The 25,076-nt window shown below is 69.9% G+C and carries 15 protein-coding genes; 6 read left to right on the forward strand and 9 right to left on the reverse strand.

Annotated elements, in window-relative coordinates; all coding sequences use genetic code 11:
• Positions 1 to 194: 194 nt before the first annotated feature.
• Positions 195 to 1,127 (reverse strand): CPBP family intramembrane glutamic endopeptidase, encoded by a 933-nt coding sequence (locus tag ACFVT1_RS07690; protein ID WP_389793458.1) that lies wholly within the window; start codon positions 1,125 to 1,127, stop codon positions 195 to 197.
• 642 nt (positions 1,128 to 1,769) lie between these two features.
• Entirely contained in the window at positions 1,770 to 2,981 is a 1,212-nt protein-coding gene (locus ACFVT1_RS07695) for a hypothetical protein (protein ID WP_389793459.1), read from the reverse strand.
• Positions 2,982 to 3,672: 691 nt separating this feature from the next.
• On the opposite strand from ACFVT1_RS07695, the gene ACFVT1_RS07700 reads away from it, so the two are divergent.
• A complete protein-coding gene (locus tag ACFVT1_RS07700) occupies positions 3,673 to 4,137 on the forward strand; it encodes a GNAT family N-acetyltransferase (protein ID WP_389793460.1) in 465 nt (154 codons plus the stop codon).
• Positions 4,138 to 4,529: 392 nt separating this feature from the next.
• On the opposite strand, the gene ACFVT1_RS07705 is transcribed toward ACFVT1_RS07700, so the two are convergent.
• Positions 4,530 to 6,023, reverse strand: coding sequence for an alpha/beta hydrolase (locus tag ACFVT1_RS07705; RefSeq protein WP_389793461.1), 1,494 nt, complete (start codon positions 6,021 to 6,023; stop codon positions 4,530 to 4,532).
• Between the two features lie 352 nt (positions 6,024 to 6,375).
• Between ACFVT1_RS07705 and ACFVT1_RS07710 the strand changes: the two genes are divergently transcribed.
• The 4 genes from ACFVT1_RS07710 to ACFVT1_RS07725 all read left to right on the forward strand — a co-directional run bounded on the left by ACFVT1_RS07710 (position 6,376) and on the right by ACFVT1_RS07725 (position 10,145).
• Entirely contained in the window at positions 6,376 to 7,641 is a 1,266-nt protein-coding gene (locus ACFVT1_RS07710) for a cytochrome P450 (RefSeq protein WP_389793463.1), read from the forward strand.
• A gap of 396 nt (positions 7,642 to 8,037) precedes the next feature.
• Positions 8,038 to 8,850 carry a hypothetical protein gene (locus ACFVT1_RS07715; RefSeq protein WP_389793464.1) on the forward strand — a complete coding sequence of 271 codons (813 nt, stop codon included), beginning with the start codon at positions 8,038 to 8,040 and terminating at the stop codon, positions 8,848 to 8,850.
• Between the two features lie 32 nt (positions 8,851 to 8,882).
• Positions 8,883 to 9,185, forward strand: a complete 303-nt coding sequence (locus ACFVT1_RS07720; RefSeq protein WP_389793465.1) for a hypothetical protein — start codon at positions 8,883 to 8,885, stop codon at positions 9,183 to 9,185.
• 51 nt (positions 9,186 to 9,236) lie between these two features.
• Entirely contained in the window at positions 9,237 to 10,145 is a 909-nt protein-coding gene (locus tag ACFVT1_RS07725; protein ID WP_389793466.1) for a S8 family serine peptidase, read from the forward strand.
• A 167-nt stretch (positions 10,146 to 10,312) separates the two neighbouring features.
• Here the strand turns inward: ACFVT1_RS07725 and ACFVT1_RS07730 are convergent, their stop codons facing one another.
• The 5 genes from ACFVT1_RS07730 to ACFVT1_RS07750 form a co-directional block, all read right to left on the reverse strand.
• Positions 10,313 to 14,257, reverse strand: a complete 3,945-nt coding sequence (locus ACFVT1_RS07730; RefSeq protein ID WP_389793467.1) for a hypothetical protein — start codon at positions 14,255 to 14,257, stop codon at positions 10,313 to 10,315.
• A 5-nt stretch (positions 14,258 to 14,262) separates the two neighbouring features.
• Entirely contained in the window at positions 14,263 to 17,019 is a 2,757-nt protein-coding gene (locus ACFVT1_RS07735; RefSeq protein ID WP_389793468.1) for a hypothetical protein, read from the reverse strand.
• 397 nt (positions 17,020 to 17,416) lie between these two features.
• Positions 17,417 to 18,433, reverse strand: a complete 1,017-nt coding sequence (locus ACFVT1_RS07740; protein WP_389793469.1) for a TolB family protein — start codon at positions 18,431 to 18,433, stop codon at positions 17,417 to 17,419.
• Entirely contained in the window at positions 18,430 to 19,731 is a 1,302-nt protein-coding gene (locus tag ACFVT1_RS07745; protein ID WP_389793470.1) for an MFS transporter, read from the reverse strand. Before ACFVT1_RS07745 ends, ACFVT1_RS07740 begins: the two co-directional genes overlap by 4 nt.
• Positions 19,731 to 21,077 (reverse strand): discoidin domain-containing protein, encoded by a 1,347-nt coding sequence (locus ACFVT1_RS07750; RefSeq protein WP_389793471.1) that lies wholly within the window; start codon positions 21,075 to 21,077, stop codon positions 19,731 to 19,733. The genes ACFVT1_RS07745 and ACFVT1_RS07750 overlap by 1 nt, the downstream gene beginning before the upstream one ends.
• Positions 21,078 to 21,585: 508 nt before the next feature.
• On the opposite strand from ACFVT1_RS07750, the gene ACFVT1_RS07755 reads away from it, so the two are divergent.
• Positions 21,586 to 24,015: a glycoside hydrolase family 2 protein gene (locus tag ACFVT1_RS07755; RefSeq protein ID WP_389793472.1), complete on the forward strand. Its 2,430-nt coding sequence runs from the start codon at positions 21,586 to 21,588 to the stop codon at positions 24,013 to 24,015.
• A 236-nt stretch (positions 24,016 to 24,251) separates the two neighbouring features.
• Here the strand turns inward: ACFVT1_RS07755 and ACFVT1_RS07760 are convergent, their stop codons facing one another.
• On the reverse strand, positions 24,252 to 24,920 hold the full coding sequence (locus ACFVT1_RS07760; protein WP_389793473.1) for a transglycosylase SLT domain-containing protein: 669 nt from the start codon (positions 24,918 to 24,920) through the stop codon (positions 24,252 to 24,254).
• Positions 24,921 to 25,076 lie beyond the last annotated feature (156 nt).

A 25,076-nucleotide genomic window follows, 5' to 3' on the forward strand; every position in this document is an offset into this window, starting at 1 on the left:
TTCGACATGGACGTTCAGGATGGGAACACCCATGTCCGTTTGCGTGGCTCCGCCCCTGGACGGGTGCGGTGCGTGGGGCGTACGTCAACGGGTTCACGCCATGTGGATGAGCACCTGGCCGTGGACTCTCAGCCCGCACCGCCTTGCCCGGGCCTTGGTGGCTCGGACCGGGGTCGGCCCCGCAGCACACGCACTCACGGTCTGCGGGCCGATGCGGGGTGAGGGACGGTCCGGGCCGCGTAGAAGGACGGCTGGAGTCGGCCGGTCAGCGCCAGGAAGGCGACGAACGCGCCTGTGGCGATCCAGCCGGGCCATCCGGCCATGCTCATGTGCAGGGGATCCAGCGCCGCCTTGGAATCGGCGAACTCCGTGACCATACCGACACTCACCGAACTCACGAACGCATGGCCGATGACGGCGGGTACGACCGAGTCGGAGCGCAGCCGCAGCCAGGTGAAGACGGGCAGGATGAGGAGGCAGCTCACCAGCATGGCGGGCACCGACACATACCAGGGCCGCCCCGGGTACTGGCCGCCCATCAGCAGCGTGGGCAGGTGCCACAGGGCGAAGGCCGCGCCGGTGATCGCGTACGCCCGTATCAGGCTCCGGCGGTCACCGTCCTGTGCGAGGCGCGGGAAAAGGTAGCCCTGCCAGCCCAGTTCCTCGCCGAAGAACAGCGGAAGCGACACCAGCATGTTCAGCACCGCTGCGGCCGCCCACGCGCCGAGCCCGGTCCAGTGCACTCCACCGAACGGGTAGCGGCCGGCGACGGTGCTGATGACAAGAGCAGCCGTGGTGAGGCCGGCGGGGACGACGAAAGCCATCAGGCACGCCCGTGCGGCACGCCCCCAGGGCTTCGTCCAGCGCAGGGCGAGCGTGTCCCGCACCCGGCCGCTGCGCTCGACCCAGCGGACGACGAGGATTGCGGCGAGGGCAGGCGCCAACATCGCGGCCGCGATGCACACCTGTTCCAGTGCACCGGTCTCCTCGCGTGCGTCACCGCGCTGGTAACCGCTGGCCAGGAGTGGCGACATGGCCGCCCACATACCGATGTATGCGACACCGAGGAAGATGAACAGCCCACGTCGCCGGTTGACGAGCGGTAAGTGCCTGGTTGAAAGCGTCATGACGTGAAACCTACGGATCCGCGCAGCAGCGAGGAATCGAGCCAGAGCCCATATCGGCAGTGGAGCTGACTCCCCTTCCTGCCTGGAGCGCGCTCCACCCCTCGAAGACAGTCAGCGGCTGACTTCAAGGTCCGTCGGGGCCGGCAGAGCGCGCAGGAAGCGGGTGGCACGAGCGGGGTCGGTGCGGAGTTTGGTGAGGGTCCGCCAGTTCTTGAGGTGGGCGAAGCCGTGTTCGGCTGGTGCGCGTCCGGGGCAAGGACGCGGTTGGCGTCCTTCTGGCCGGGTGTGAGCTTGCGGGCGCGGGGCGCGGTAAACGGTAACGATCACGGGGTCACGTACGTCGTTGTCCAGGCCGCGGAAGCCGAGGTCCGCGAGGGCCCCCGAGGCCGGCGGCGCGCAGGTGAGCCAGGACCTGATCGTGGCGGGCGGCAGGGCCCGCCACCTGGACCGTATCGCCTTCAGGTGACGGCGCAGCACGTCGGCAAGGTGGCTGGCGGTGCTCGTGCACAGTGGCAGACGGCACTGGTAGACAAGCGGGCAGAAGTCCTCGCCCCCTGCGCGAGGGCCGGGAACGGACCGTCGAGTGGTTCCGGACCCACTCCCGGTAGCGCCTCCGCCCCTCTGCGTCGAAGTCAGTCGAAGTCAGGTGTACAGAAAGATGTCAAGGGCTGAAAGCACGCGGTCGATCTTGTTGGCGAACACGATGCCGGAGCTACCGCTCCCCGCGAAGAGCAAGCCGATCGGGCTGATGCTGCTGTCCCAGGTCCAGACCACGGCCCCCGAGTCTCCTTGAACGGCGAAGTTGCTACCCGCGGAGCTCTGAATGCCGATCTGGTCCTGGAAGAGCGCGGAGCTTCCGTCCGGAAAGCCGACCACGCACGAGTTGTACAGGCAGTTCACAGAGCCCAGGGTCATTCCGGAGAGGCGGCCGGTCATTCCCACTGCCATATTGCAGACCGGCTGCACCGTGGTATTACTCATGCGGAAGTACGACGGCCCGGTGGGAGTCATGTAGAGGAGTTCCGGCCGTACTCGGTCGGGGAAGCACCATCCGGTGGCACAATCCACGTAGTTCACGGCCCCCGAGAAATCGATGGGGTAGAAGCGCTCCAGCACCGCTATCTCGTCGGACGGACAAGAACCGTTGTCCTCCAGGCCCGGCTGGCTAATACACTCGCCGATGCTGCCACCGTTCGAGCTCGCCAGTACATGGTTGCAGCTGAGCATCAGAGCCCGCCCGTCCCTCGGTGGCGTGCGCCCGTAAGCGAGGCAGCCAAAGGAACCGGTCGACACGATGAGGTCGTCGGGGGAAACCGATGTGCCCCCGGAAGCCGGCCTCAACCGGAAGGTCTGGGCCAGCGTTTCGATGGTTCCTGTCACGATGACGTCGACGGGCAGGTCCTCCACTGTGGCCGCCCGGACGCCCAACGCGTCCACGAGCAACGACTTCGCCTGGTCCGGAGAGATCGCATCGGCCACGTAGATGGTCAGCGTCGGTGTTCCGGGCGGCGCGACACGTGCCCCGGAACTACCGATACCTGCTCCTTGGATGTTGTCGGTGCCGTGGAGGGACGAAGCCGTCCTGGGCGCGCCGTTCCGTGTCACCACCTGCTGTGCGAGAGCCTGCTCGATCGCGGCTTTGGCTTCGAGCAGCCTCGGGTCCACTGCGCCGAAGGGCGGCATCACTGCGAAGGTTTCGGGTTCCTCGCCGATGACTGCTCCTTCTTCGCGGACCGTCGCGTCAGGGGAACGGAACCGTGAGCCGATGCCCTCGTCGCCACCAGATGTTCCGGCCTCTCCGGTGACGGGTTCCTCGTCGGGTCCGTCCCTGCCGGGTCCCGTCTCATCAGGCATGATCTATTTCTCCAGACCTCCGCCCCCGAAATGCGATGCCCGTGCATGTTCGAATGCGATGCCCGTGCAGTGCCTCTTTCTGCCGGCGCAGCTACAGATCCAGAAGAAACAGGATCTCCGTGCGCAATCCAGGCACTCCCCCGGCTTCTGGCTTCGATGAATTCCGGGGACGCCGTCCCTCAACTGCCCCTCGTGGACGTCCATGTGCCGATATGACGGCGGCACATCGCAACGACAGGCCCCCAGCCACCCGACCGCTTCGCCGTCGTTGACAACCGGATCCGGGACTCTTTCTCCATGGTGAGACCGTTGATGCCTTGCCGCAAGTGGAGCAATCCGTCCATCATTTGGTCCCACGTGCCACGGCCCGAACAGGGGAAGGGCTTGCGGCGTGGAAAGTGACCGCAGGGTCCGCCCATCGGACCGCAGCGCCCGCCCGTCGGACGGCCGACACCTGGTCCGGTTCGGCAGAGCGAAGAGGGAATCGCCGCCCAAGCACCGCAGCGTGCCACGGCCCCACCGGTCGCAGGGGCGCCACCGGCACCATGCCCGCGCCCGCCACTGCCACTGTCGATGTCGGGCAGCCACCCAGCCGCGAGCATCGCGACCTGTCGTTGCAGCACCCACGACGTGGTCCGCGACAACCGACCGGATTGGTGAGGAGGTGAGGTGGGCTGAGAGCATGGGCGTCATGGACGCAGAGGATCTTGAGGAGTTCGCCGTGCGTCGCGCGACCGAGTCGGATGCGGACGCACTGGTCGGGATCGACTCGGTCGCGGCGGAGGCCGACGACGAGCGGGGCACGAGCATCCGGCGGTGGTGCCGGCAGGGCCTGGTGGCCATGGCTGAGGATGCGTCCGGGCCCCTGGGCTACTGCGTGGTGGAGTACACGTTCTTCGAGCAGGGCTTTGTCACGATGCTGATGGTGGCGCACACCGCTCGCGGCCGAGGTGTGGGTGCGCGTCTGCTGGCGGACGCCGCGGCCTCCCGCATCACCCCGAAGCTGTTCACCTCGACGAACGTGTCCAACCAGCCGATGCAGCGGCTGCTGCGTCGTGCGGGATGGAGCCCGGTCGGCCTGCTCCACGGCCTGGACGAGGGCGACCCGGAACTCTTCTACCTCTGCCCGCAGGAACCGGCGGCGGCCCGCCTGTGACGGGAACCGGGCCGCACGTGTTCCGCTGACAGGCCCGGCCGGACGTACGACCGGACCGCCAGGCGCACCGAGGACGTCGCCGAGCGGTTCCTCCTCCGGCGCGAACTCGCGTGAGTCGGCCGGTTGGCCCGGATGGGCGTGTATACGGCCGTTCTTGTCGCCCGGAAAGATGGCACCGTAGCGTTGCCGTACGCGCCCGGGCCGACCCGGCCGCGATCCGGCGGCTTCCGGTGACGGTCTGTCGCATCCCCGGTTCCTGGGTGGGCAGACGGGCGGCGGCGACGGCGACTTGCCGGAGCTCGCCATCGCCTCCGCCGGCGACACATCGCCGGGATGATCTCCGACCGGGCGTATGGCGTGGCCGCCCCGCCCCGGGCCCCGGTCTTGTCGGCTCAGTCCTTCGGACTGGTCAGGTAGGCGTCGATCACTCGCATCGCTTCCTCCGTCCCGCCTCTGCGGTAGAGCCAGTGGCCCACGACGTCCATCGTGAACAGGGACGCCTTCGGGAAGGCGCTCGCCATACGCCGCGCGCCCGGCAGGGGGGTCGCCATGTCGTGGGTGGCGTTGGCCACGAGGACGGGCGGAAGGCCGCCCTTCACCTGGGCGGGCTGCGACTCGGGCGGCATGGTCCAGCCCTGGCAGCCGAGGACGGTGTCCAGTGCCTGGGCGCTGTAGCGGACGTGTGGGGCGGCCTTGGCGACCCGCTCGCGGATGGCCCGGTACTGGGCGTAGTCCCGGATCCGGAAGTCGTAGTCCCGGCACAGCACGAGCTGTGAGTCGCTGCCTATGCCGGTCGGAACCCAGTTGACCTCACCCTTTCCGGTGCGCAGGGAGGCCAGTTGCCGCGCCGCCTCCTCCGGGTTCCATTTGCCGAGTGCGAAGGTGAGGAAGTCGGACAGCTTGTCGGCATCGACCTTGGTTCTCGTCGGTCCCTCCGGGCCCGGCTCGCGGAGTCTGCCCGCATCGGCTCGGGCGAAGAGCTCGTCGGTGACGGCCGTCAGGTCTTGGCCGTGCAGTGCGCAGGCCGCGTCCTTCTCGCACCAGGTCGCGAGCCGCTTCAGGGCGCTGTCGATGGTGACGCTGCCGTCGGTGAGGTAGCGCTCGGCATTCGGCCGGTCCGGGTCCATGGCGCTGTCGAGGGCCAGCGCGCGGAGGTTGTCCGGGAACAGGCGCGCGTAACGCTCGCCGAGGAATGTGCCGTAGGAGTGGCCGAGGAAGCTGATCTTGTGTTCGCCGAGGGCGGCGCGGATCGCGTCCATGTCGCGCGCCACGCTCTCGCCGTCCATATGGGCGGCGAGGGGGCCTGTCTGCTTCAGACAGCTGTCCGCCAGCCGGCCGTTCAGGGTGCGCAGTTGCTCGAACTCGGCCGCGTTGCGGGGGCGGGCCGGGATGGAGCCGGTGATCGTCTCGTCGCAGTCGGCGTTCTGGCTGCGGCCGATGCCGCGCGGGTCGAAGCCGATCATGTCGAAGCGCTGGAGCATGGCCGGGGAGTAGCCCCCTATGGGGTCGTCCGCGTACAGCGCGTCGTCGGCCCCGGCCGCCCCGGGGCCGCCCGGGTTCGACATCAGGACGCCGATCCGCCGCGCGGGGTCGGTGGCCCGGTAGCGGGCGACGAAGATGCCGACCTTCGGGCCTTTCGGCCTCGCCCAGTCCAGCGGCACCTCGACCGTCGCGCACTGCGCCTTCGGGCTGGGGTCGGGGTAGGGCGGCTCGGCCTTGGGGCAGGTGCCCCAACTGATCGGTGCGGTAGGGGCAATCGCACCGACCGGCTCCTGGGCAGCCGCCGCGCCGGGGACGACCAGGGCGGAGGCCGACAGGGCGAGGAGTACGGAGACGACCCGCCGTCTCGTGTTCGGGTTCGTGTTCACACGCATGCTCGTGTTCATGACCGTCACTGTTTCGACCCCGTATGACGGCGCCTCCATGGGCGCATGGTGAGAACGTAACAAGGCGGGGAGGAGGGGCGTCCCTCGCGCGCCCGGAGCGGGCTCGACTCCCCTCTGTCTGCCGCGACTTGCCCACACCCTCGCCGGGACAAGACACCTCCCGTGGTCGTCCCCTGCGCGTCCGGGGCGGAGACGGCCGCGCCGGGCGCGGGTTCAGCGGCGGGAACTGGTGGTGGCGTCCCCGCGGAGAATGCGCTCGTCCAGGTGGATTGGCATCCGCAGAGGGACGCGCAGTGCGATCCGGGTGCCATGATGCCGCCACCGAACAGCCACCGGTTAGGGGCATCCCGACATGACCGTGGAGAAGCAGGACACCACCGATACCGACGACGGACCACTGGACCTGGCCGATCAGGAGCTGGTCCGCGATCCGTTCACCTCCTACGCGCACGTCCGCGAACGCGAGCAGATGGTGCGCGGGCACGTACAAGGCGTCGACCCCATGTGGGTGGCCACCCGCCACGACGACATCCGCACGATCATGAGCGACTCTCGCTTCACCATGGACGCGGCGACCGTCCCCGGCGCGCCGGTGGCCCACCGCACCGCGCAGACCTGGCAGGCCCGCGGCATGCACCCGGAGCACGAGAAGTACCTGCGCGCCGGAATCTTCGACGCAGAGGGCTCCGACCACCGCCGTCTGCGCGGCCTGGTCACCGCCGCGTTCTCCCCGCGCCGCGTGGCCGCGCTGCGCCCCAGGATCGACGCCATCGCCACCCAACTACTCGACCGCCTGCCGGAGCACGCCGAAGACGGCATCGTCGACCTCGTCGAACACTTCGCCCGGCCGCTGCCCATCACCGTCATCTGCGAACTCATCGCCGTCCCCGAGGCCGACCGCGACCGCTGGGGGGCCAGGAGCGCCACGCTGGCCGCCGGCGTCTGCGGTGGCGAACTCGGCGAAGCACTCGCCGGAATGGTCGACGACGCCCGCACCCTCATCGACCGCCACACCACCCATCCCGGCAGCGATCTCATCTCCGACCTGCTCGACCCCCACCACCGCGACCGGTTGAGCACCGACGAGCTTGTCTCACTCATCGCCAACCTCGTTGTCGCCGGACACATCACCACCGTCAACCTCATCGCCAACGGCACCGAAGCACTCCTCACCCACCCCGGCCAACTCGCTCTGCTGCGGGAAGACCCCACCCTCATGCCGCACGCCGTCGACGAACTCATGCGCTACTGCGGCCCCGTCGTGCGCGCGCTGCCCCGCTACGCCACCTGCGACACCACCGTGGGCAGCACCCCGGTATACGCCGGGGAAGCCGTCCTTCCGATCGTGTCCGCGGCCAACCGCGACCCGGCTGCCTTCACCGACCCCGATCGCTTCGACATCGGCCGCACCCGCCGCGGCCGGGAACCCCACCTCGGATTCGGACACGGCGCCCACCGCTGTCTGGGCGCGCACCTCGCCCAGGAGGAGACCGCCGTCGCCCTGACCGCGTTGCTCAACCGCGTCCCCGACCTGCAACTCGCCACCGACCCGGAGCAGCTGCAACGCGGCACCAACCCCGTCAACTGGCATCTGAAAGCCCTCCCCGTACGCCTGTAACCCCGGAGCGAACGCGCATCACCCGTTCGCCTTCACCACTGCACTCTGAGTGGCCGGATGGCGGCCACACCCGTACCGGCAGTGTGCGCATGCCTCGTGGTCACCGGTGTGCGGAGATTCGTGATGCAGGGTGGGCTGGAGGAGAGGAAAATGGGCGATATGGGCGAGGAGCGCCGGAAGCGATGCAAGACGGAACATCGAGTGCGTCTGCCCGGATTTGTTCGGGAGGACGAGATCGGGCTCGGGGAGCTGGTGACGCGGGCGACGAAGGCCGTGGGGGTCGCGCCGTGCGGGGGGTGCGGGCGGCGGGCGCAGAAGCTGAACCAGTGGGTCACCTTTTCCAAGCGGCACGGGTAGCGCTTGACGGGAATTCAGGAGCCATCCATGAGCTCTTCAATGAGCGAAGACGACGTACTCGTCGACGGCGGTCGGGAACCGTGCGATCACTCCCCCTTCGTGTATGCCATCGGGCAGATCGACTGCCGGTTTCCGAATCGAGGCATCGAGAAGGAGTTCGCGCAGGCGCTCGGCCGGACGGAGACCAGGGGGCTCACGGACAGTCAGGCGATGCGCGAGGCGCTGGAGCTCCCGGAAAACCGTTATCTGGCCCGGCAGTTGACCTACGTACTGTCGATACAAGGGGTGGAGGCATACGTTCTCTCCCCCAGACACTCGGAGGACTTCGACAAACTGATCGAAGCGCTGCGGCCGAATCCGAGTCCCCTCGACCTCGATGTGGTGATCGGAGTGCGTGGACCGATCTTGAAGCCGGACGAATGCAATGGCTTGCCGCTCCCCGAAGCCCGATTCGAGCAATTGTATTCCTTTGATCGCGCATCACTCGTACACGCCATAGAGAAGCCGGAAGGCATGGCGAGCGAGCAGTTCGAGGCAACGACGGAGGAAGTGCTGACGAAAATCCTTCAGATCGCCGAGAACACTGGTGCAACGCACGAGGCCCGTGCCGCGAACTATGTGGCGTGCCGATATGCCGCCATTTACATCAAGACATTTGAGTCATTTATGAATGACTTCACCCTGACGTCGATCGATGTACATCCGTCCCCGGTGGGCGAAACGCGACATGTCATGGAGTTCACGGTTTCGTACACTGATCGCCGTACCGACATGACGGACAAGTTCTCCGTTCTCGTCGACACCCAGGACATGTATCCGTTCCTGCGGAACCGTCTCGCACCCAGCCTCTGATACCGCTGAAACCTCCGGGAGAGGTGAGATCGGTGAGCATCCCCCAATTCACTGCGGAATCCAGTGTCTACGGTGTTTTCCCGGCGCAACCGTCGTATGGAGACTGCGAGCAGGAGGCGCATGTGATCTGCTATCAGCAGTGCAAGAAAACATATGATCCGAATTCTTGTCAACAGCGGTGCACACAGCGCTATATCGCCGAGTGCACCTACGTGCCCGACTGCTACACGGAATACTCATGTGATCCGGACGGAGTCAAGGTTGCTGTCGAGAAGTGCCGTCAGTACGACGGCAGCATCACCTCGTCCAAGCCGACCACCGTCGGCTACTGCTGACGGTCGGCACCGGCGATGCGTCCGCTGGACCAGGTAGGACTCCGGGCGTTGATGGCGAGTGGACCCGGGAAACCGGAGATCGTGGTCGGTCTCGTGGACGGGGGTGTGGCGCTCGATCATCCGGATCTCGTGGGGCAGCCGGTGCGACTTCTCGGACCGGCGGCGGAAATCTCAAGCAGCAGCGGGATACGACAGCACGGGAGCGGGGCATGGCAGCACGGGACATTCGTCGCCGGGATGCTGGCCGCCGGGCGTTCGGCGGCCACGCCGGGGATCTGTCCCGGCTGCACCCTTCTCGTGCGGCCGGTGGCCGGGGTCGACGCACCGCCTGCGGCACTTTCCGAACTCACCGCCGGACTGGACGAGGTCATCGACGCCGGAGCCAGGGTGGTCAATCTGAGCCTCACCCTGCGCGAACTGCATGACCCTCACCTGCATGATCCGCACAGAGCGAACGAAGGGCCGGGCGGGACGGACATCGGAAGTCCCGCCGCGCTCGTCGACGCGCTCGACCGTGCCGGGAGTCTCGGGGTGGTCGTGGTCGTGGCAGCGGGCAACGAAGGACTCGTCGGCGGCGGTTCCGTCATCGTGCGGCACCCGTACGGGATCCCGGTGGTGGCGTACGACCGCCGGGGGCGGCCCCTGCCGTCGTCGAACGTCGGGCCGGGCATCGGGCGGCGCGGCCTGGGCGCACCCGGCGAGAACATAGAGGGCCTGGGAGTGACCGGACCGGGGGCCGATGACGGCGGTACGGCAACCATGAGCGGTACCAGCGCCGCCGCGCCGTTCGTCACCGGGACGGTGGCGCTGCTGTGGTCCCTGTTCCCGCGTGCGTCGGCCGCCGAAGTGCGATACGCGGTCACGCGCCCCCTGGTACGCCGGTCCGTCGTGCCGCCCCTGCTGGATGCCGCAGCCGCCCGGCGCGCGCTGACGGCGCTCAGAACGACCGATTCCCGCTGAGCGCTCAGCGGGAATCGGTTCTGCTCGGACAAACCTCAGGCTCGGACAAACCTCAGGGCAAACCTCAGAGGGGAGTAGTCGGGAAGTAGTTCTGTCAGTCCTTCAGTCGCCCAGCTCGCCACTCCTGTCAGCCCTGTCAGCCCGTCACATGGGGATCCCCTCTGACATCAGAGGGAGATCGTGTCCAGGAACGAGATGCGGCGGCTGGTCTGGCCCGTGACCGGGCTGTCGGGCTGTACGTCGTACTCCTGGATCACCACGCGCATCGCACGGTCTCCCACCGCGGCCGGCAACTGCACGGTCTTGCGCCAGATCCCGATGACGCCGGCGACGGGGTCCCGGTCCATCGTGACGGGTGGGAACGTGTCGAGGGTGATCCACCCGATGTCGTCGGTCAGCGAGGTGCTGCGGATCTGCACGACCACGCTGAACTCCGAGGTGAGGCCGTCCCTGCCGGGCGGTGGAGCCGGGCCGACGACCGTCACCGTGACCGGGGATCCGATCACGGTGCCGCCGACGGTCACCTTGCTGCGGCGGAAGGCGGGAAGCTGTACGTATCCGGCGTCCACGGTCGAGGACGCCCGCAGATCCTCGGGCTCCAGCAGGGAGTCCGGCTGGAGCCGGATCACCTTGAGGTTCACGAAGGGCTGGTAGGTGGTCTGCCCGGCGAACTGGACGTCCGCGTACCACAGCTGCCGGTCGGCGTCGTACTCGACGGGGTACCCCATCGCGTGGCCCTGGGCCAGCGGCACGTCGATCGCCTGGACCAGGTCGGCAGGCCGGGGGAAGTCGAGGACCGGAGCGTCGCCCGGGTCGCGGACCGGGTCGCGGCCCCAGGTCGTGGCCCACTCCCCCGCCGCCGGGTCGGGCTGGGCTGCCGGGTCCAGGACGCGCACGGCGAGGAGTTCGCCCTCCCCCGAGGCGTACCAGGGCCGTCGCAGGTGGACGCGGACGGTACCGGCCTGGCGGATGCTGGTGATGACCCCACCGGTCTGGGTCTGCTGCCAGGCGAACGCGGGCACCGCCGAGTGCACCACGGGCACGGGCGGCCGGACGGTGGAGGGTACATGGAGCGTCGACGTGGTGCCGGAGCGCGTGACGGGCGGGACGGCGAAGGCGACGTCCACGGACGCGCCGTCCGGGATCGCGCCGCCGTCGACGCGTGCGACCTGGCCGGCGCCGTCGTCGACGGTGACGTCCCGTTCGAGACTGTAGGTGGTTCCGGGTGCGGCCGGTGTGCCGTCCGGGGTGAGCGGCGGGACGGCCGCGCGGACGACGACCGTGCCGGGCACAAAGGCGGCGGCGACGTCCGCGGGGGTGGTTCCGCTGAGGGTGACCGTGCTCCGCCGGGTGAAGTAGGGGACGAAGCGCGAAGTGCCGACGGGTGTGTACTGGATGACACGGTGCCGGGTGTCGCCGGGGTCGTGGCGCGCCCGGAAGGCAGTGGTGGTGAGGAGGGGTCCGCCCGGGTCCCCGAGGCCGTCCGCGTCCGGGCGCAGAACGGCTCGGGCCGGGGTGGTGGTCAGTCGGTCGCGTGACAGGTCGTCGGCGATCTCGTTCCACCATGCCTCGGCGTGCACGGAGAGGGTGGAGGCGCCGTGGACGCTCATCGCGGGGTCGTCGACGGCGTACACCGTCTCGCCGGGTTCGCGCAGGATCCGCACGCCGCCGAAGCCGGGCGGGTCGACGGGGCAGCGGACCGCGTGCACCATCGTGAGGTCGGTCGCGGGCGTGAGTTGGGCGACGCTGCCGGACAGGGCGGCGGCGCGGGCGGCCGCGATCTCGTCGGCGGGGCGGCCCGGGGACTCGGCGAACCATCGCCACAGCCCGAGGACTTCTTCGTCGCCCGCGCTCAGCAGGGTGCTGAGGGTGGCCGGGAAGGACGCTGCGGGGCTCAGGGTCACCCGCACGACCCGGGCCGCGAGATCGACGGTGGCGGTGGACTGGGTGGTTCCGGGCGGACCGGGTTCGATGACGAGCCGCATCGGGAGGCGCTGGTACCAGCTGCCGCCCGGGGGCCAGGTGGTGAGCAGTTCGGGGGTGTCGGGCACGCCGTGAAGGGCGATGCCCCGGCACAACGGGTCCGGCAGCCAGGGCAGGCTCATGGCATCGGTGTCGAGGTACGGGCTACCGCCCGCGCCCGGGTCCGGGGTGCCCGTGATCCTGCCGCCGTCGTACTGGGTCAGCAGGCTGTGGACGGCGGGGTCGGGCCGATGGGTGCCGGGTGCGTCGAGCACGCCGTGCCGCTCCAGCAGGAGCACCGCCGCCTTGGGAGCCAGCAGATGGCGTTCGCAGGTGCCTCCCGGGACGACCGCGGCGGGGTCGGCGTTGTCGGTGCGCACGACCAGGTCGGTGGGTGACTCCCCCGCGTCGACGGGGCGGCGGAGTACGGGTACGGGTGCGGGTACCGGCTCGTAGCGGGCGTACGTCAGCGGTACGGTCGCGGGCTCTCCCGAGTCCGGTGCCGGGGTGCCGGTGAAGGGCACGGCGCGTCCCGCCAGGTCGACCAGGCGGGCCCGGAACCGGTAGGAGCGCCCGTAGCGCAGGGTCGGCAGGGAGCCCGCAGGGGTCGTGACGGAGAAGGAGTAGGGCAGGTCGGGGTCCTTCTGCGGGTCGGGATCGGTCAGTTGGCCGTCGATGCCGAGGGTGCGTCCGTAGGGTTCGGTGACCAGGCTCCAGTTGTTCCAGCGGAACAGCGCCTGCGCCAGCCGCATGACGGGGTTGCCCTGGGCGTCGGTGCCCCGGGTGACGGCGTCGGTGAGCGTGCCCTCGTCGTCGATGGGCAGCGAGCCGGTGTAGCCGTCGACGTGATACGCGCCGACGCGGGCGCAGAGCGGATACCAGCGACCGGAGCCCTGGTCGAGGACGTCCACGCGGATGCCCTGCTGCACATTGCCCGCGTGCAGGGTGGTCGCGTCGCCCTCACCGCCGGCCGCGAGGTCCGCGTCGATGTTCGCGGCCTCGACGAGCAGGGCCTGGAAGGCGATCTGACGGTCGGATTCCGCGACGATGATGCCGTCGGAGCGGAGGGCGGGGGGCTGGAGTACGGGCGGCGGCTCCTCGGTGCGCGGCAGGCCGCGCAGAGTGTTCGCGTACGACTGGAGCGCCAGCCCGCCCGCGTCGACGTCGAAGTCGTACGGGGTGTAGACGGTGGTGTCGTCCAGGGGCAGGAACAGCGCGCCCGCTGTGCCGTTCTCCTGGGCGAGGGTCAGCGTCCCTGCGTGGGCGATGCAGCGCGTGCGAGGGCGGTAGTTCTCGATGAAGGCGCTCTCCTGGGGCACGGCCTGGAGGGAGACGGGGCCTTCGAGCCCCGTCGGCAGGGCGATGCCGATCCGGCGGATGAGTCCGACGGGGGCAGTGAGGCCGGGGTGGTCGGCGAGGGCCGCCTGCAGGGTGTGGAACTCGCTCTGGGGCGTTGTCCCGTGCCCGATACGCGTCTGTTCCCCGGCGGTGGGGGTCAGGGGCCGGTGGAAGTCCGCCAGCCGTGTCCATCCGGCCGGGTCTCGTTCGTCGCCGTCGCCGAGTACTCCGCTGCGCATCAGGGCCTCGTACGGGGACGGGCCGCTGCCGGATCCCTCCCGCGCGCCGACGAGACGGGTGAGCCGGTCGATGTCCGCCCACCGGTCCGGTGTCACGGGTCCGCCGCGGGGTGCGACCTGCTGTCCGCCGGCTGTGCCGGAGCGCGGAGCGGGGCCGGTGGTGAACAACTGGGCGTACTCCTCCCGCAGGGAGTGCGCCACCAGGAGGTGGGGGTACGACTGGAGGGGCTGCCCGGCCGGGTTGCTGTCGAAGACGAAGGGGCGGACGAGCATGGAGGCCGGGAACAGCGCGTACCACAGCGCGGTGTCGGGCGGGCCGCCGAGGAGGGTGGCGGGCATCGTGACGGAAGTACCGTCCGGCTTCTTCACGATGACGGAGAGGGTGAAGGCGAAGTTCGGCCAGGCGGCGATGTCCGTGTAGCGGGAGAGGGGGAGGACGGCGGTACCCGGCGGGTCTCCCTCGTCGTTGGACAGCCGGATGCTGAGGACGAGCGACAGCGGTACGGTCCCGACCGCGGTCGGTTCGGCTGCCGGGTCCGGCAGCAGCGTCCACACGATGGTCTGTTTGATCATGCCGATCACACGTCTTCCATGGCCGCGAACGCCGCGCAACGGTCCTGCCACATCGTCGCGGTGGGGAACGCGTCCGGGTACGTCGGGTCTCCGCCGCCGCCGAAGGAGCGCTCCACGGAGAGGGTGACCGACTGGGAGAAGAAGGCGACCCGCACCCGCACCGTCACGGCGGCCATGCCGTGGATCTCCTGGCGGGTGGGCCCGCCCGGCACGGCCGGGTCCTTGGGGACCTCCCTGGTCTCCAGGGCGAGATAGAACTCGACGGAGACGCTGACGATACCGAGGACGTCCAGCGCGCCCACGGCCCGGAAGAAGCCGCGCAGCTTGGACTTGCCGTCCTCGATGCTGATGTAGACACCGGCGGTGACGGCCACCGATCCGCTGGCCACACCCAGATTCAGGGCGGCCGCGGCGCCGAACTCCAACTGGGCTTCCAGGGCGACGACATGCCCGGACTCGACGGTGATGGAGAAGAACCCGCCGCCGCCGAAGAGGGAGACGGTGACGAGGAAGGGCTGGTCACGCGAGGAGACAGCGAAGGTCGCGCGGACCGGGGATCCGTCGAAGGGAAGGACGACGGTGCTCGACAGCGCCAGGTTCTGGAGCAGGAAGACGCCCGCGCCGATGGTGGGAACGGCCAGGCCGTAGCCGACTTCGACGCCGGTGGCGTCCGCTTGCACTCGTGGCCCGGTGGGTGGCGACGGCAGGTATTCGCGCAGGCGGTCCAGGAAGCGCAGGTCTCCGGAGAAGCCGACCTTGCCGACCTTGACGTCGAGGGAGGGGGACGTGCCGGGTTTGCCGGTGAAGGCCATGCGGTCGAAGCCGATGTCCAGGATCCCGGCGAACGACAGGGTGAAGGAGCGCAGTTCGCCCCGGACCTCGGCCTGCGGCGGGGTGCCGTCGAACCGTACGACGGTGGTGCCGTGCAGGTCGAGTGTGGTTGCGCTCGTCGTCTGCAGCGGTCCGAAGGTGCCCACGTTCACCTTGGGCTGCCAGGACAGTTCTGTCTGTACGGCCGTGGGCGGCTGAAGGTCGCCCGGCGGGCGGATCACCGTGGTGACCGTGCGGGGGGCATCCGTGCCGTCGCCGGCGACGACCGTGGTGGGGGGAATCAGCTCGGTCAGGTCCAGGACGCCGAGCAGGCGGGTGGGGACGAGGCTGCCGGCGGTGGGCGGAGAGAAGTAGTCGGCCGGGTTGAACTGCCCGGACTTGAACGTCTGGAGGTTCCCGCCGATCAGGCCCGCCGTGCTGGACAGGCCCGACACCGGCAGTGCCAGCGAGGCGATCCCGCCGGAGGCGGTGGGCGGCGGGGCGAAGTCGACGGGCACCGGGAGGCGGGCGTACACCTGGTGGGTGGCGGCCAGGCCCTGACTGACGTAGTCGGCGTCCAACTCCAGCCGCCGCACCGCTCCCGTGACACCCGCCGGGGCTGCCGACGCGGTGGGGCTGGGGGCGGTGAGGGCGTCCAGGACGGGGATACGGGCTTCGACGGCCAGCAGCCGGGGGTGGGCGGCCAAGCGGCCTGCCTGCTGGAGGGAGGCCGGAGACGCAGTCGACGGCTCGGCCCCGACGCGCAGGGCGGCCACGTCCACGCTGGACGACTCCGTGTTCGTGCCCTGTACCGGGGCGAGTTCGAGGTGTCCGGTGGCGGGCACCTCGATGTCCTTGGACTTGGCCTCGTACTCCACGAGCGCCTCGGCCAGCCCGCCGTAGGCGGCGTCGCCCCGGACGAAGACGAGCGGCGAGGTGAGGCCGACCTGGTGTCCGAGACGGTCGGTGGCGGTGAGGTCGAAGAGCAGCCGCTGGTCGGGCTGGTCGGCCGCGTGCACCCAGTAGCCGACCCCGGCGAGAGGTTCCTCGGTGTTGCCGATCTCCGCTTCCAGGGGGCTGTTCAGCCGCATCTTCACGAAGGGGAAGGCCCGGCTCTCGTGCGGGAGGGTCGCGACGCCGTCGTAGGTGATCTCGGGCTGCAGCACGGTCAGTCGGACCACCTGCACCAGGCCGAGGTCGAGATGCCGCTCGGTGCGGGTCGCGACCTGCACGGGGAAGCCGAAGGGGAGCAGGTAGCCGCGCTCCAGCACCTGGACGACGATGTCGCGGCCGCCGACCGAGCGGTGGCGGTAGGCGGTCACGCCGAGCGCCGGGAAGTCCGCCCAGTTGCCCACCAGGTCGACGTCGGCCCCGAGGGCGCTGAGGGCCAGTCCGTCGGCGAAGACGGGCCTGCTGGCGGTGGCCGCGGTGATCTGCTGCCGTTGGATCGCCATCAGTGAGCTGAGGAAGGGGTCTTCGGTGCGGGCAGGGCCTGCGGAGCCCAGGGACACGGGCGCGTCCGGGGAGGTGAGGCGGGTGTGCCACAGACCGGTGGCCCCGGTGGAGCCCGTCACGGGGTACGTGCCATGGGTCCAGGTCACATCGGTGGTGGGACTCAGGAAGAGACCCCACACGCATTCGAGGGACGTGTCGTTCCGGGACATCGGCAGCCCCGCCCAGGCCAGCAGCCCGGCGACGGTGAGCGGCACGGACGAACCCGCCGGCACCTGGAAGGTGACCCGGCTCTCGTCCGCGTACCGCACCTCCTTCGTCCCGGTCGAGGAGGCGGCGGGCGCCGTGGCCTCCTCGAGGACGGCCTGCGAAGGGAAATGGACGGTGAGGGAGCCCGGCAGACCGGGGGTGCTGGGGACGAGGACCACCGACCCCGCCGCGTCGGTGCGATCGAGATCGGCGAAGGTGAAGTCGAGGACCACCATGTCCTCTCGGCGCATGAGCGTGATGGTCTGACCGTCCATGGGCGTGGACGAGGCGGCGCACATGTGCACCAGCTCCCTTGGGTCTCCATGGCATTCGCCCCGCATATGATTCTTTCATCCGCTCTGTGGCCGTGCCACCGGAGCACCCGCGCCGACACCGTCCCGGCGTGATCACGGATGTCATCCGCCTCGTCACCCAGTGGCAGTCGGCCGTCACGGGTGGTCCCGCAAGACCGGCGGCATGGATGTCCCGTGGGCCGCAAGCCGGCCGCCCCGAGGGCCCGATCGCACCGGCCCACCCGGTCAACTGCCTCCGGCGGGGCTGTGAATGCTCTCGGAGCAGTCGGTGGCCGGTCCCCGGGGCGAGAGGTGTCACCCGGTCTTCGTACGGGCCGGTGGCGGACCAGGACACTCAGCCGACCACCACCGGCGACGAGCCGCCCACCACGGCCCGGCGGGGTGACCCGGTGCCGTCCGCGGGAACGGTCCAGATGTCGCTCGCCCGCCCGGCCGCACCCGGCAGCGCGTAGGCGAGCGTGCCGTCGTTCAGCCAGGCTGCCTGGTCGTCGACGCTGCGGGTCTCGGCGAGCGGTGTCTCGCGCATGGACCTCAGGTCCAGGACGTACAGCCGCCAGGGCGCGGCCGGATCGTCGGAGACCTTCTTCTTGAAGGCGATCCGGGTGTTGTCCGGCGACAGGGACGGGCACTCGGCGTTCTGCCGCAGCACCTTCGCCGACCAGTCGCGCATGTTCCCCTCGACGAGGTACGTGCGGCCCTTGGTGGAGACGGTCGCGTAGAAGCGATTGTCGTCGCGGGCGAAGGTCACTCCCCAGTAGTTGACGTCGGGGGCGTGGTAGCGGGCGCCGTCGATGGTGAGGGGGATGTCCTCGATGGATTTGATGAGGTAGCCGGTGCGCAGGTCGAGGACGGCGGTCCGTGTGGAGAAGGAGGTGGTGGCGTACGAGTCACCGGTGGCGAACACCGTCCAGGAGAGCATCCGCCCGGAGGCGGAGACGCGCGCGCGGGTGGGCACGCCCGGCACCGTGATCCGGCGTGTCTCGCGCAACCGCCGGTCGAGAACGACCGCGTACGTCTTCGGCAGCACCCCGGGTTTGGCGCGCAGGCAGAGCGCGCTGTCACCGGAGGCGTAGAACCGGTCGCAGGAGGGACCACCGCCGGTGCGGGTGCCGGGAGTTCCGGCGAGCGGCTGATGGGCGACGCGTCCCGTGGCCGTGTCCCGGAAGTACAGCGCGGGTCCGGTGAGGGTGAACGAGGCGTCGGCCGCGCCCCGTTGGTCCTCCGACCGGTGCTGCGCGTGCAGGACGTATCCGACCGAGCCTCCCGCGAGAAGCAGCACCGCGGCCACGACGACGGCGATGCGGGCCCGCGGGCCCAGCGGGGTGGCGGGTCTCGGGAACCTTGCGCTCATGCGGTCCGCCTCTCGGGGATCCTTGCTTCCGGCCCCTCGGGGGCCGGGGTGGCTGACGGGTTGCGCGGCAGCAGCGCCCAGCCGCCCACGAGCGCGGCGAGCAGGACCGCTGTCGCCGCCCACAGCGCGGGGCTCGGCCCCCACACCGTCCATGCGGCGCCGAAGCCCGCTGCGGCGAGCATCCGGGCCAGCGCCTGGCCGGTCTGGAGCAGGGCGAGCCCGCCCGCTCTGCCGTCGGCGGGCAGCACGGGTCCGGCGAGGGCCATCAGCACCCCGTCGGTGGTGGCGTAGAAGATGCCGAGCAGCACGAGGACGGGCACCAGAAGAAACAAGGCCGGGCCGCCGGCCGGGGCGAGGAGCGTGGCGTACACGCCGAGCAGCGCGACATGTCCGTACAGGAACGGCAGCCGTCGGCCGACCCGGTCCGCGACGCGCCCCGCCGGGACCGCCAGCAGCAGGTAGCACGCCGCCGCGCCGAGCGGGAGCAGCGGGAACCAGCCGACGGGGAGGTCGAGGCGGCGCTGGAGCAGGAGGTAGACGAAGGCGTCACCGACGGTGGCGGCTCCGAGCAGGGCGGCGGCTCCGAGAATCCGCCGGAAGGCGGGGTCGCGGAGTGCTCCGAGTACCTTGCGCTCGGGAGGCGTTGTCTTCTCGGCCGGTGCCGGTCGGTGCTGTCCGGGAACGTACATGACGAGGAGCAGTACCCCGAGCAGGCCGACGCAGAAGCTGACGACGAACACCGCGTCGTAGGCATCGGCGGTCGCCCAGAGCAGGGCGAACGCGGCGAGCGGGCCGAGCAGGGCGCCCGTGGTGTCCATCGCCCGGTGCACGCCGAAGGACCGGCCGAGCGCCTCGGGCGGGCTGCTCAGGGTGATCAGCGCGTCACGGGGCGCCGTGCGGATGCCCTTTCCGATCCGGTCGGTGGCGAGGGCGGCCGCGATCCCGGCGGTGGCGCCGCCCGCGAGCAGCAGGCCGAGCCGGGAGAGGGCGGACAGGCCGTAACCGATCCCGGCGACCCGTTTGTGCCCGCGGCCGCGGTCCGCGGCGTGCCCGCCGAGCAGTCGCACGACGGCGGCGGCGCCGTTGAACAGGCCGTCCAGGAATCCGAATTGGAGAGGTGAGAGACCGAGTCCGAGGACGAGGTAGAGCGGCAGCACCGCGGTGACCATCTCGGAGGAGATGTCGGTGACGAGGCTGACCGTGCCGAGTGCCAGGACGGTGCCGGGGACGCGCCGACCCGCCCCGCCGGTGCGGGGCGGGGCCGGCGCGTCCCGGCGGCCTGTGGTCGCCAGGTACATCAGTGGCAGGCGTACTTCGGGCCGGCGTCCTTGGTCTTGCCGTCGGTTCCGACGTAGCTCCAGGTGTAGTCGGAGTCGGTGAAGTCCAGCTTCAGGACGCCGTATTCACCGCTGATCCGCTTCTGGCTGTTGGGCTGGACGTTCTCGATGGGGTACGGTTCGGCGCCGCCCATGCCGCCGATGATCTCGGTGATACCGTCCGCGGTGGCCTTCCCGTCGGGGTTCTGCGGGGCGAACCGCTCGTAGTGGTGGTCGTGCCCGTTGAGCACAAGGTCCGCCTTGGCCCCGTACAGGATCTTCCAGACCGGCCTGCTGACCGGGTCGTTGCCGTGCCCGCCCGAGGAGTACAGCGGGTGGTGGAAGAAGGCTGCGATGCACGCCTTGCTGTTCTTGGCGAGGTCGGCCTTGAGCCAGTCGATCTGCGCGCTCTGGTCGAAGGAGTTGGAGTCGAGGGCGATGAAGTGCCAATTGCCCTCGTCGAAGCTGTAGTAGCTCTTGCCCTGGGGATACGCGATCGCCCCGTAGTACGCCTTGTAGCCGGCCAGCGACCCGGCCGGGTCGTACGTCTCGTGGTTTCCGGGTACCGGGTGCGTCTTGTCCTTGAACACGCCCCAGGTCTTGTCGTAGTAGGCGCGGTAGTCGGCGATCCGGGCGTCGTCGTACTGGTTGTCGCCCATCGTCAAGTAGAACTTCGGATTGAGCTTCTGGGCCAGTGCGGCGGTCTTGGGGTGGGCGCAGTCGCTGTCGGAGGCGGTGCACTGGGCGGCGATGTCACCGGCGGCGACCACCGTGAAGGCGCCGGTCTGCGGGGGTGCGCCGTCGAAGGTGCCGTACACCTCGACCTCGTACAGCGAGTAGCCGTAGGCGGTACCGCGCGCGGTACCGTACACGCGCAGGTACCGGCCCTTGCCGGAGAGGCCGGACCAGTCGTCGGTACCGCCGTTGCCGGCGGACTCGTCGGCGAGCCGGGTCCAGGTGGTGCCGTCCGCGGAGATCTCGATCCGGTACGCCTTGGCGTAGGCGTCCTCCCAGCTCAGCTGCACCCGCGAGACGTCGGCGGTCGCACCGAGATCGACGCGCAGCCACTGCGGGTCCTTGCCCTCGGCGCTCGCCCAGCGGGTGGCGGGGTCGCCGTCGAAGGCCTTCTGCGGGCCGAGGCCGGAACCTTCGTCGGAGGAGGCGGTGGCGGTCTTGCCACGCGAGATGAGGGGATCGGCGGCGGCGCCGGCCCGCTCGGGGTAGACGAGCAACAGGCTGCCGATGAGGAGGAGTACGGCGGCGATGACCACGCCCACCGTACGGCGCCGCGTGGGCGTGAGGAGCGAAGTTGAGCCGTTCGGGTGCATCCCTGGACTCCTGGCCTTGGGGGGTGGCGAGAGCTGGGCATCGGTGCGTGACCTCCCGCCCCGACCCGTGCACGGGCAGAGGGCGGCATCGTGGCGGCCGGGCCAGAGCTCTCACTGAGCGCGTCATGCCCACGGGGACGGGGCACCGCGCCAAGCCGCCGCCCGGAATGCTAGCGAACAGTAAACTTTCCTACCAGTCCCCCAACTCCCTTTGATCCGGACTACGTTCGACACCCGACGCATCCGACCGCCTGGCCTCCGCCGGCGTCGGCGCAGGGCGCAGACTGCGCCAGTGACGGCGGCACGTGAACCGCAGAGCTTCCCTCTCCCCGTGATGCACCGTCGCCACCTGCTGCCACGCCCGGCACGGGACAAGCCCCTCGGCCATCTGTGTACTTCCGTCGGCGCTTGATCAAAGATGCCCGGGAGACCGATTTGACGATCCGGGACACGTCGGCCCGCTTCGTACACGATCCGGGCATCCGTGCCTGCCGATTGGAGCCGCACCATGAAGGACGTCACCCCGCTGACCGAAGGCTGGACCCTCAGCCACGAGGGGGCGTCGCTCGATGCCGCCGTCCCCGGCTGCGTCCACACCGATCTGCTCGCCGCGGGCATCATTCCCGACCCGTACATCGGTCTGAACGAGCACGAAGTCGCGTGGGTGGGGCGCCGCGCATGGACGTACACCCGCGAACTCCACCCCGCCGAGACGGCCCAACAGGTCTACGAGCGCACCGACTTGGTCTTTGACGGGCTGGACACCTCGACACACGTCCATGTCGCCGGGGAGACGCTGGGGCGCACCCGCAACATGCACCGCTCCTACCGGTTCGACGTCACCGGCCGCACCGGAGAGCTGCGCGCCGAGTTCGCCTCCGCCTACGACGAGGCCACCGCGGTGCGGGAGTCGACCGGCGCGCGGCCGAACGCCTATCCCGAACCCTTCCAGTACATCCGCAAGATGGCATGCAGCTTCGGCTGGGACTGGGGACCGACCGTGGTGACCGCCGGGATGTGGCGGCCGGTCCGCCTGGAGCACTGGTCGACCGCGCGCATCGCCCGCGTCCGCCCTCTGGTGACGGTCGAGGGCACGACGGGGCGGGTGGAACTGCACGTCGAGGTCGAGCGCACCCGGCAGGGCGCCGACCGCCCCCTGGTGGCGCACGCGTCGGTGGCCGGTGCGGCCGCTCGGGCGACCCTCGACGGGGACCGTGGCGTGCTGGTGCTGGACGTCCCGAACGTGGCCCTGTGGTGGCCGCGCGGGTACGGCGAACAGCCGCTGTACGACCTGGTGTTGACCGTCTTCGACGCGTCCGTCCCCGACCGTGCTCTGGACGCCTGGGAGCGACGGGTCGGCTTCCGCACCGTCGAGCTGGACCGCGGCGCCGACGCACACGGCACCGGCTTCACCTTCGTGGTCAACGGCATGCGCGTCTTCGTCCGCGGTGTCAACTGGATCCCCGACGACGTGCTGCCCTCCCGCATCTCCCCCGAGCGCTACCGCACCCGGCTGCGGCAGGCCGCCGAGGCCAACATCGATCTCGTGCGCGTGTGGGGCGGCGGCCTCTACGAGGACGACGCCTTCTACGACGCCTGCGACGAGCTGGGCCTGATGGTCTGGCAGGACTTCCTCTTCGCCTGCTCCGCCTACCCGGAGGAGCAGCCACTGCGCGGCGAGGTGGAGGCGGAGGCCCGCGAGAACGTCGTGCGCCTCATGCCGCACCCCAGCCTGGTCCTGTGGAACGGCAACAACGAGAATTTGTGGGGCTTTCGCGACTGGGATTGGGAGCCCGGACTCGCCGGCGACTCCTGGGGCGAGGGCTACTACCTCGGACTCCTGCCGCGCGTGGTCGCCGAACTCGACCCCACCCGCCCCTATACCGCGGGCAGCCCCTGGTCCGGATCGTGGGACCACCACCCCAACGATCCGGACCACGGCACCCACCACTCCTGGGAGGTGTGGAACCGGCAGGACTACACCGAGTACCGCGCGAACGTACCGCGGTTCGTCGCCGAGTTCGGCTGGCAGGCGCCTCCGGCGATGGCCACGTTGCGCTGTGCCCTGCCCGGTGAGACCCTCGCCCCCGACTCCCCCGGCATGCTGCACCACCAGAAGGCCGGGGACGGCAACGGCAAGCTGAACCGCGGTGTCGCCCGCCACTTCGGCCTTCCCGAGGGCGACTTCGACCGCTGGCACTACCTCACCCAGGTCGTCCAGGCCCGCGCCGTGGCCACCGGCATCGAGCACTGGCGCGCGCACTGGCCGCGCTGCGCGGGCACCGTCGTCTGGCAGCTCAACGACTGCTGGCCCGTCAGCTCCTGGTCCGCCGTCGACGGCGACGGCCGCCTCAAACCGCTCCACCACGAGCTGCGCCGTGTCTACGCGGACCGCCTCCTCACCCTTCAGCCGGACGGTGAGGAGGACTCCGGCCCCGTACTCGCCCTGGTCAACCAGTCCGCCGAGCCGTGGACCACCGCTGTCGCACTCCGCCTGATGCGGGCCGACGGCTCACTCGCCGCCCGGACCCGCCTGGAGCTGACGGCGGCGCCGCGCACGGTGCTGCGCGTTCCGGTTCCGCAGGACGTCGTCCCGGCCACGGGCTCGGCCGAGGAGTACCTGACGGCGGACGCCGACGGCCTGCGCGCCCTCCACTTCGCCGTGCGGGACCGGGAGTTCGCGTACCCGGAGCCACGGTTCGGGATCTCCGTGGAAACCGTGACCGGCGACCGGGACACGGTCGACGTCGTGGTGACGGCACAGACCCTGGTGCGTGATCTGCTGCTCCAGGCCGACCGCATCGCGCCGGACGCCCGTGCGGACCGCGGTCTGGTGACCCTGCTGCCCGGCGAGCGGACCCGCATCCGGGTGTACGGGGCAGCCGGTGCGGAGGCCGACACGGTCCGGGCGGCGCTCTTCTGCGTGCGTCCCGCGTGAGCAGCCCCGCCGCACGCGTCACCACCGAGGAGGTCGCGGCCCGCGCCGGATTCTCCAAGGGTGACGTGCACGGTTTCGGCGCCGAATAGGCGCAGGTGAACGCGGTTGGGCATGCCCTGCGCGCCGGCTCCGCGGCAAGGCCGCGTTCCGGGCAGAACGCCGGAGGACCGGCATGGTCGGCGGTTGCTGCCGACCATGCCGGTCCTGACCCGCGGGGCGGGAGCGGTGCCTACGGCTCAGTAGGCGGAGTTGACGTTGTCGATCGACCCGTAGCGGTGCGCGGCGTAGTTGGCGGCCGCGGTGATGTTGGCGACGGGGTCGGTGACGTTGTGCGCGGTGCCACCGACGTGGTACGCGCTGAAGGTCGGCTGGATGACCTGGAGCAGACCCTTGGACGGTATGCCCTTCTGGGCGTTGACGTCCCAGTTGTTCTGCGCGTTCGGGTTGCCGCTCGACTCGCGCATGATGTTGCGGTGCAGCCCCTCGTAGCTGCCGGGGATGCCCTTGGCCTTCATGATGGCCAGCGACTCCTTGATCCAGCCGTCGAGGTTGTTGGCGTAGCCCTTGGCACCCTTGCTGCTGTCCGCCGAAGCCTTGACCACGGAGGCGCCCACCGATGTCGCCTCGGCGGCCTGCGCGGATGTCGACGTCAGCGTGAGGGCTGCTGCCGCGGCACCCACGGTGGCGATGCCTGCGACGGACAGCGTACGGAAGCGGGCGATGCGGCTGGTGCGGGTCTGCGTGTACGTGGTCATACGGAAGGAACTCTCCAATGGGGATGTCGTGTGTTGCCGGCCGGTCTCGGTTGCGGCGGCCTGCGGAGGTGAACCCCGCTGCTGCTGGTCGAGCGAACTGATCCGGCGAATCCGCCCGACCCGGTCACTGCTCCCTGCGATGACAGCCATGGTTAGCGGTGGGCCGAAGGGAAAGCAATTATGTGACGTACTACCCGACTACGGAGAAATGTCCGAAATGAGAGTTTGAATGGCTTTTAATCGCCTCTGGGGCGTCCTCGGTCCTACTACCGTCGTTAGAATGTGATGCAGCTCCTATGGGTGGCA

This window comes from Streptomyces sp. NPDC057963 (assembly GCF_042887155.1).
In the GTDB taxonomy this organism is placed as follows: Bacteria; Actinomycetota; Actinomycetes; order Streptomycetales; family Streptomycetaceae; genus Streptomyces.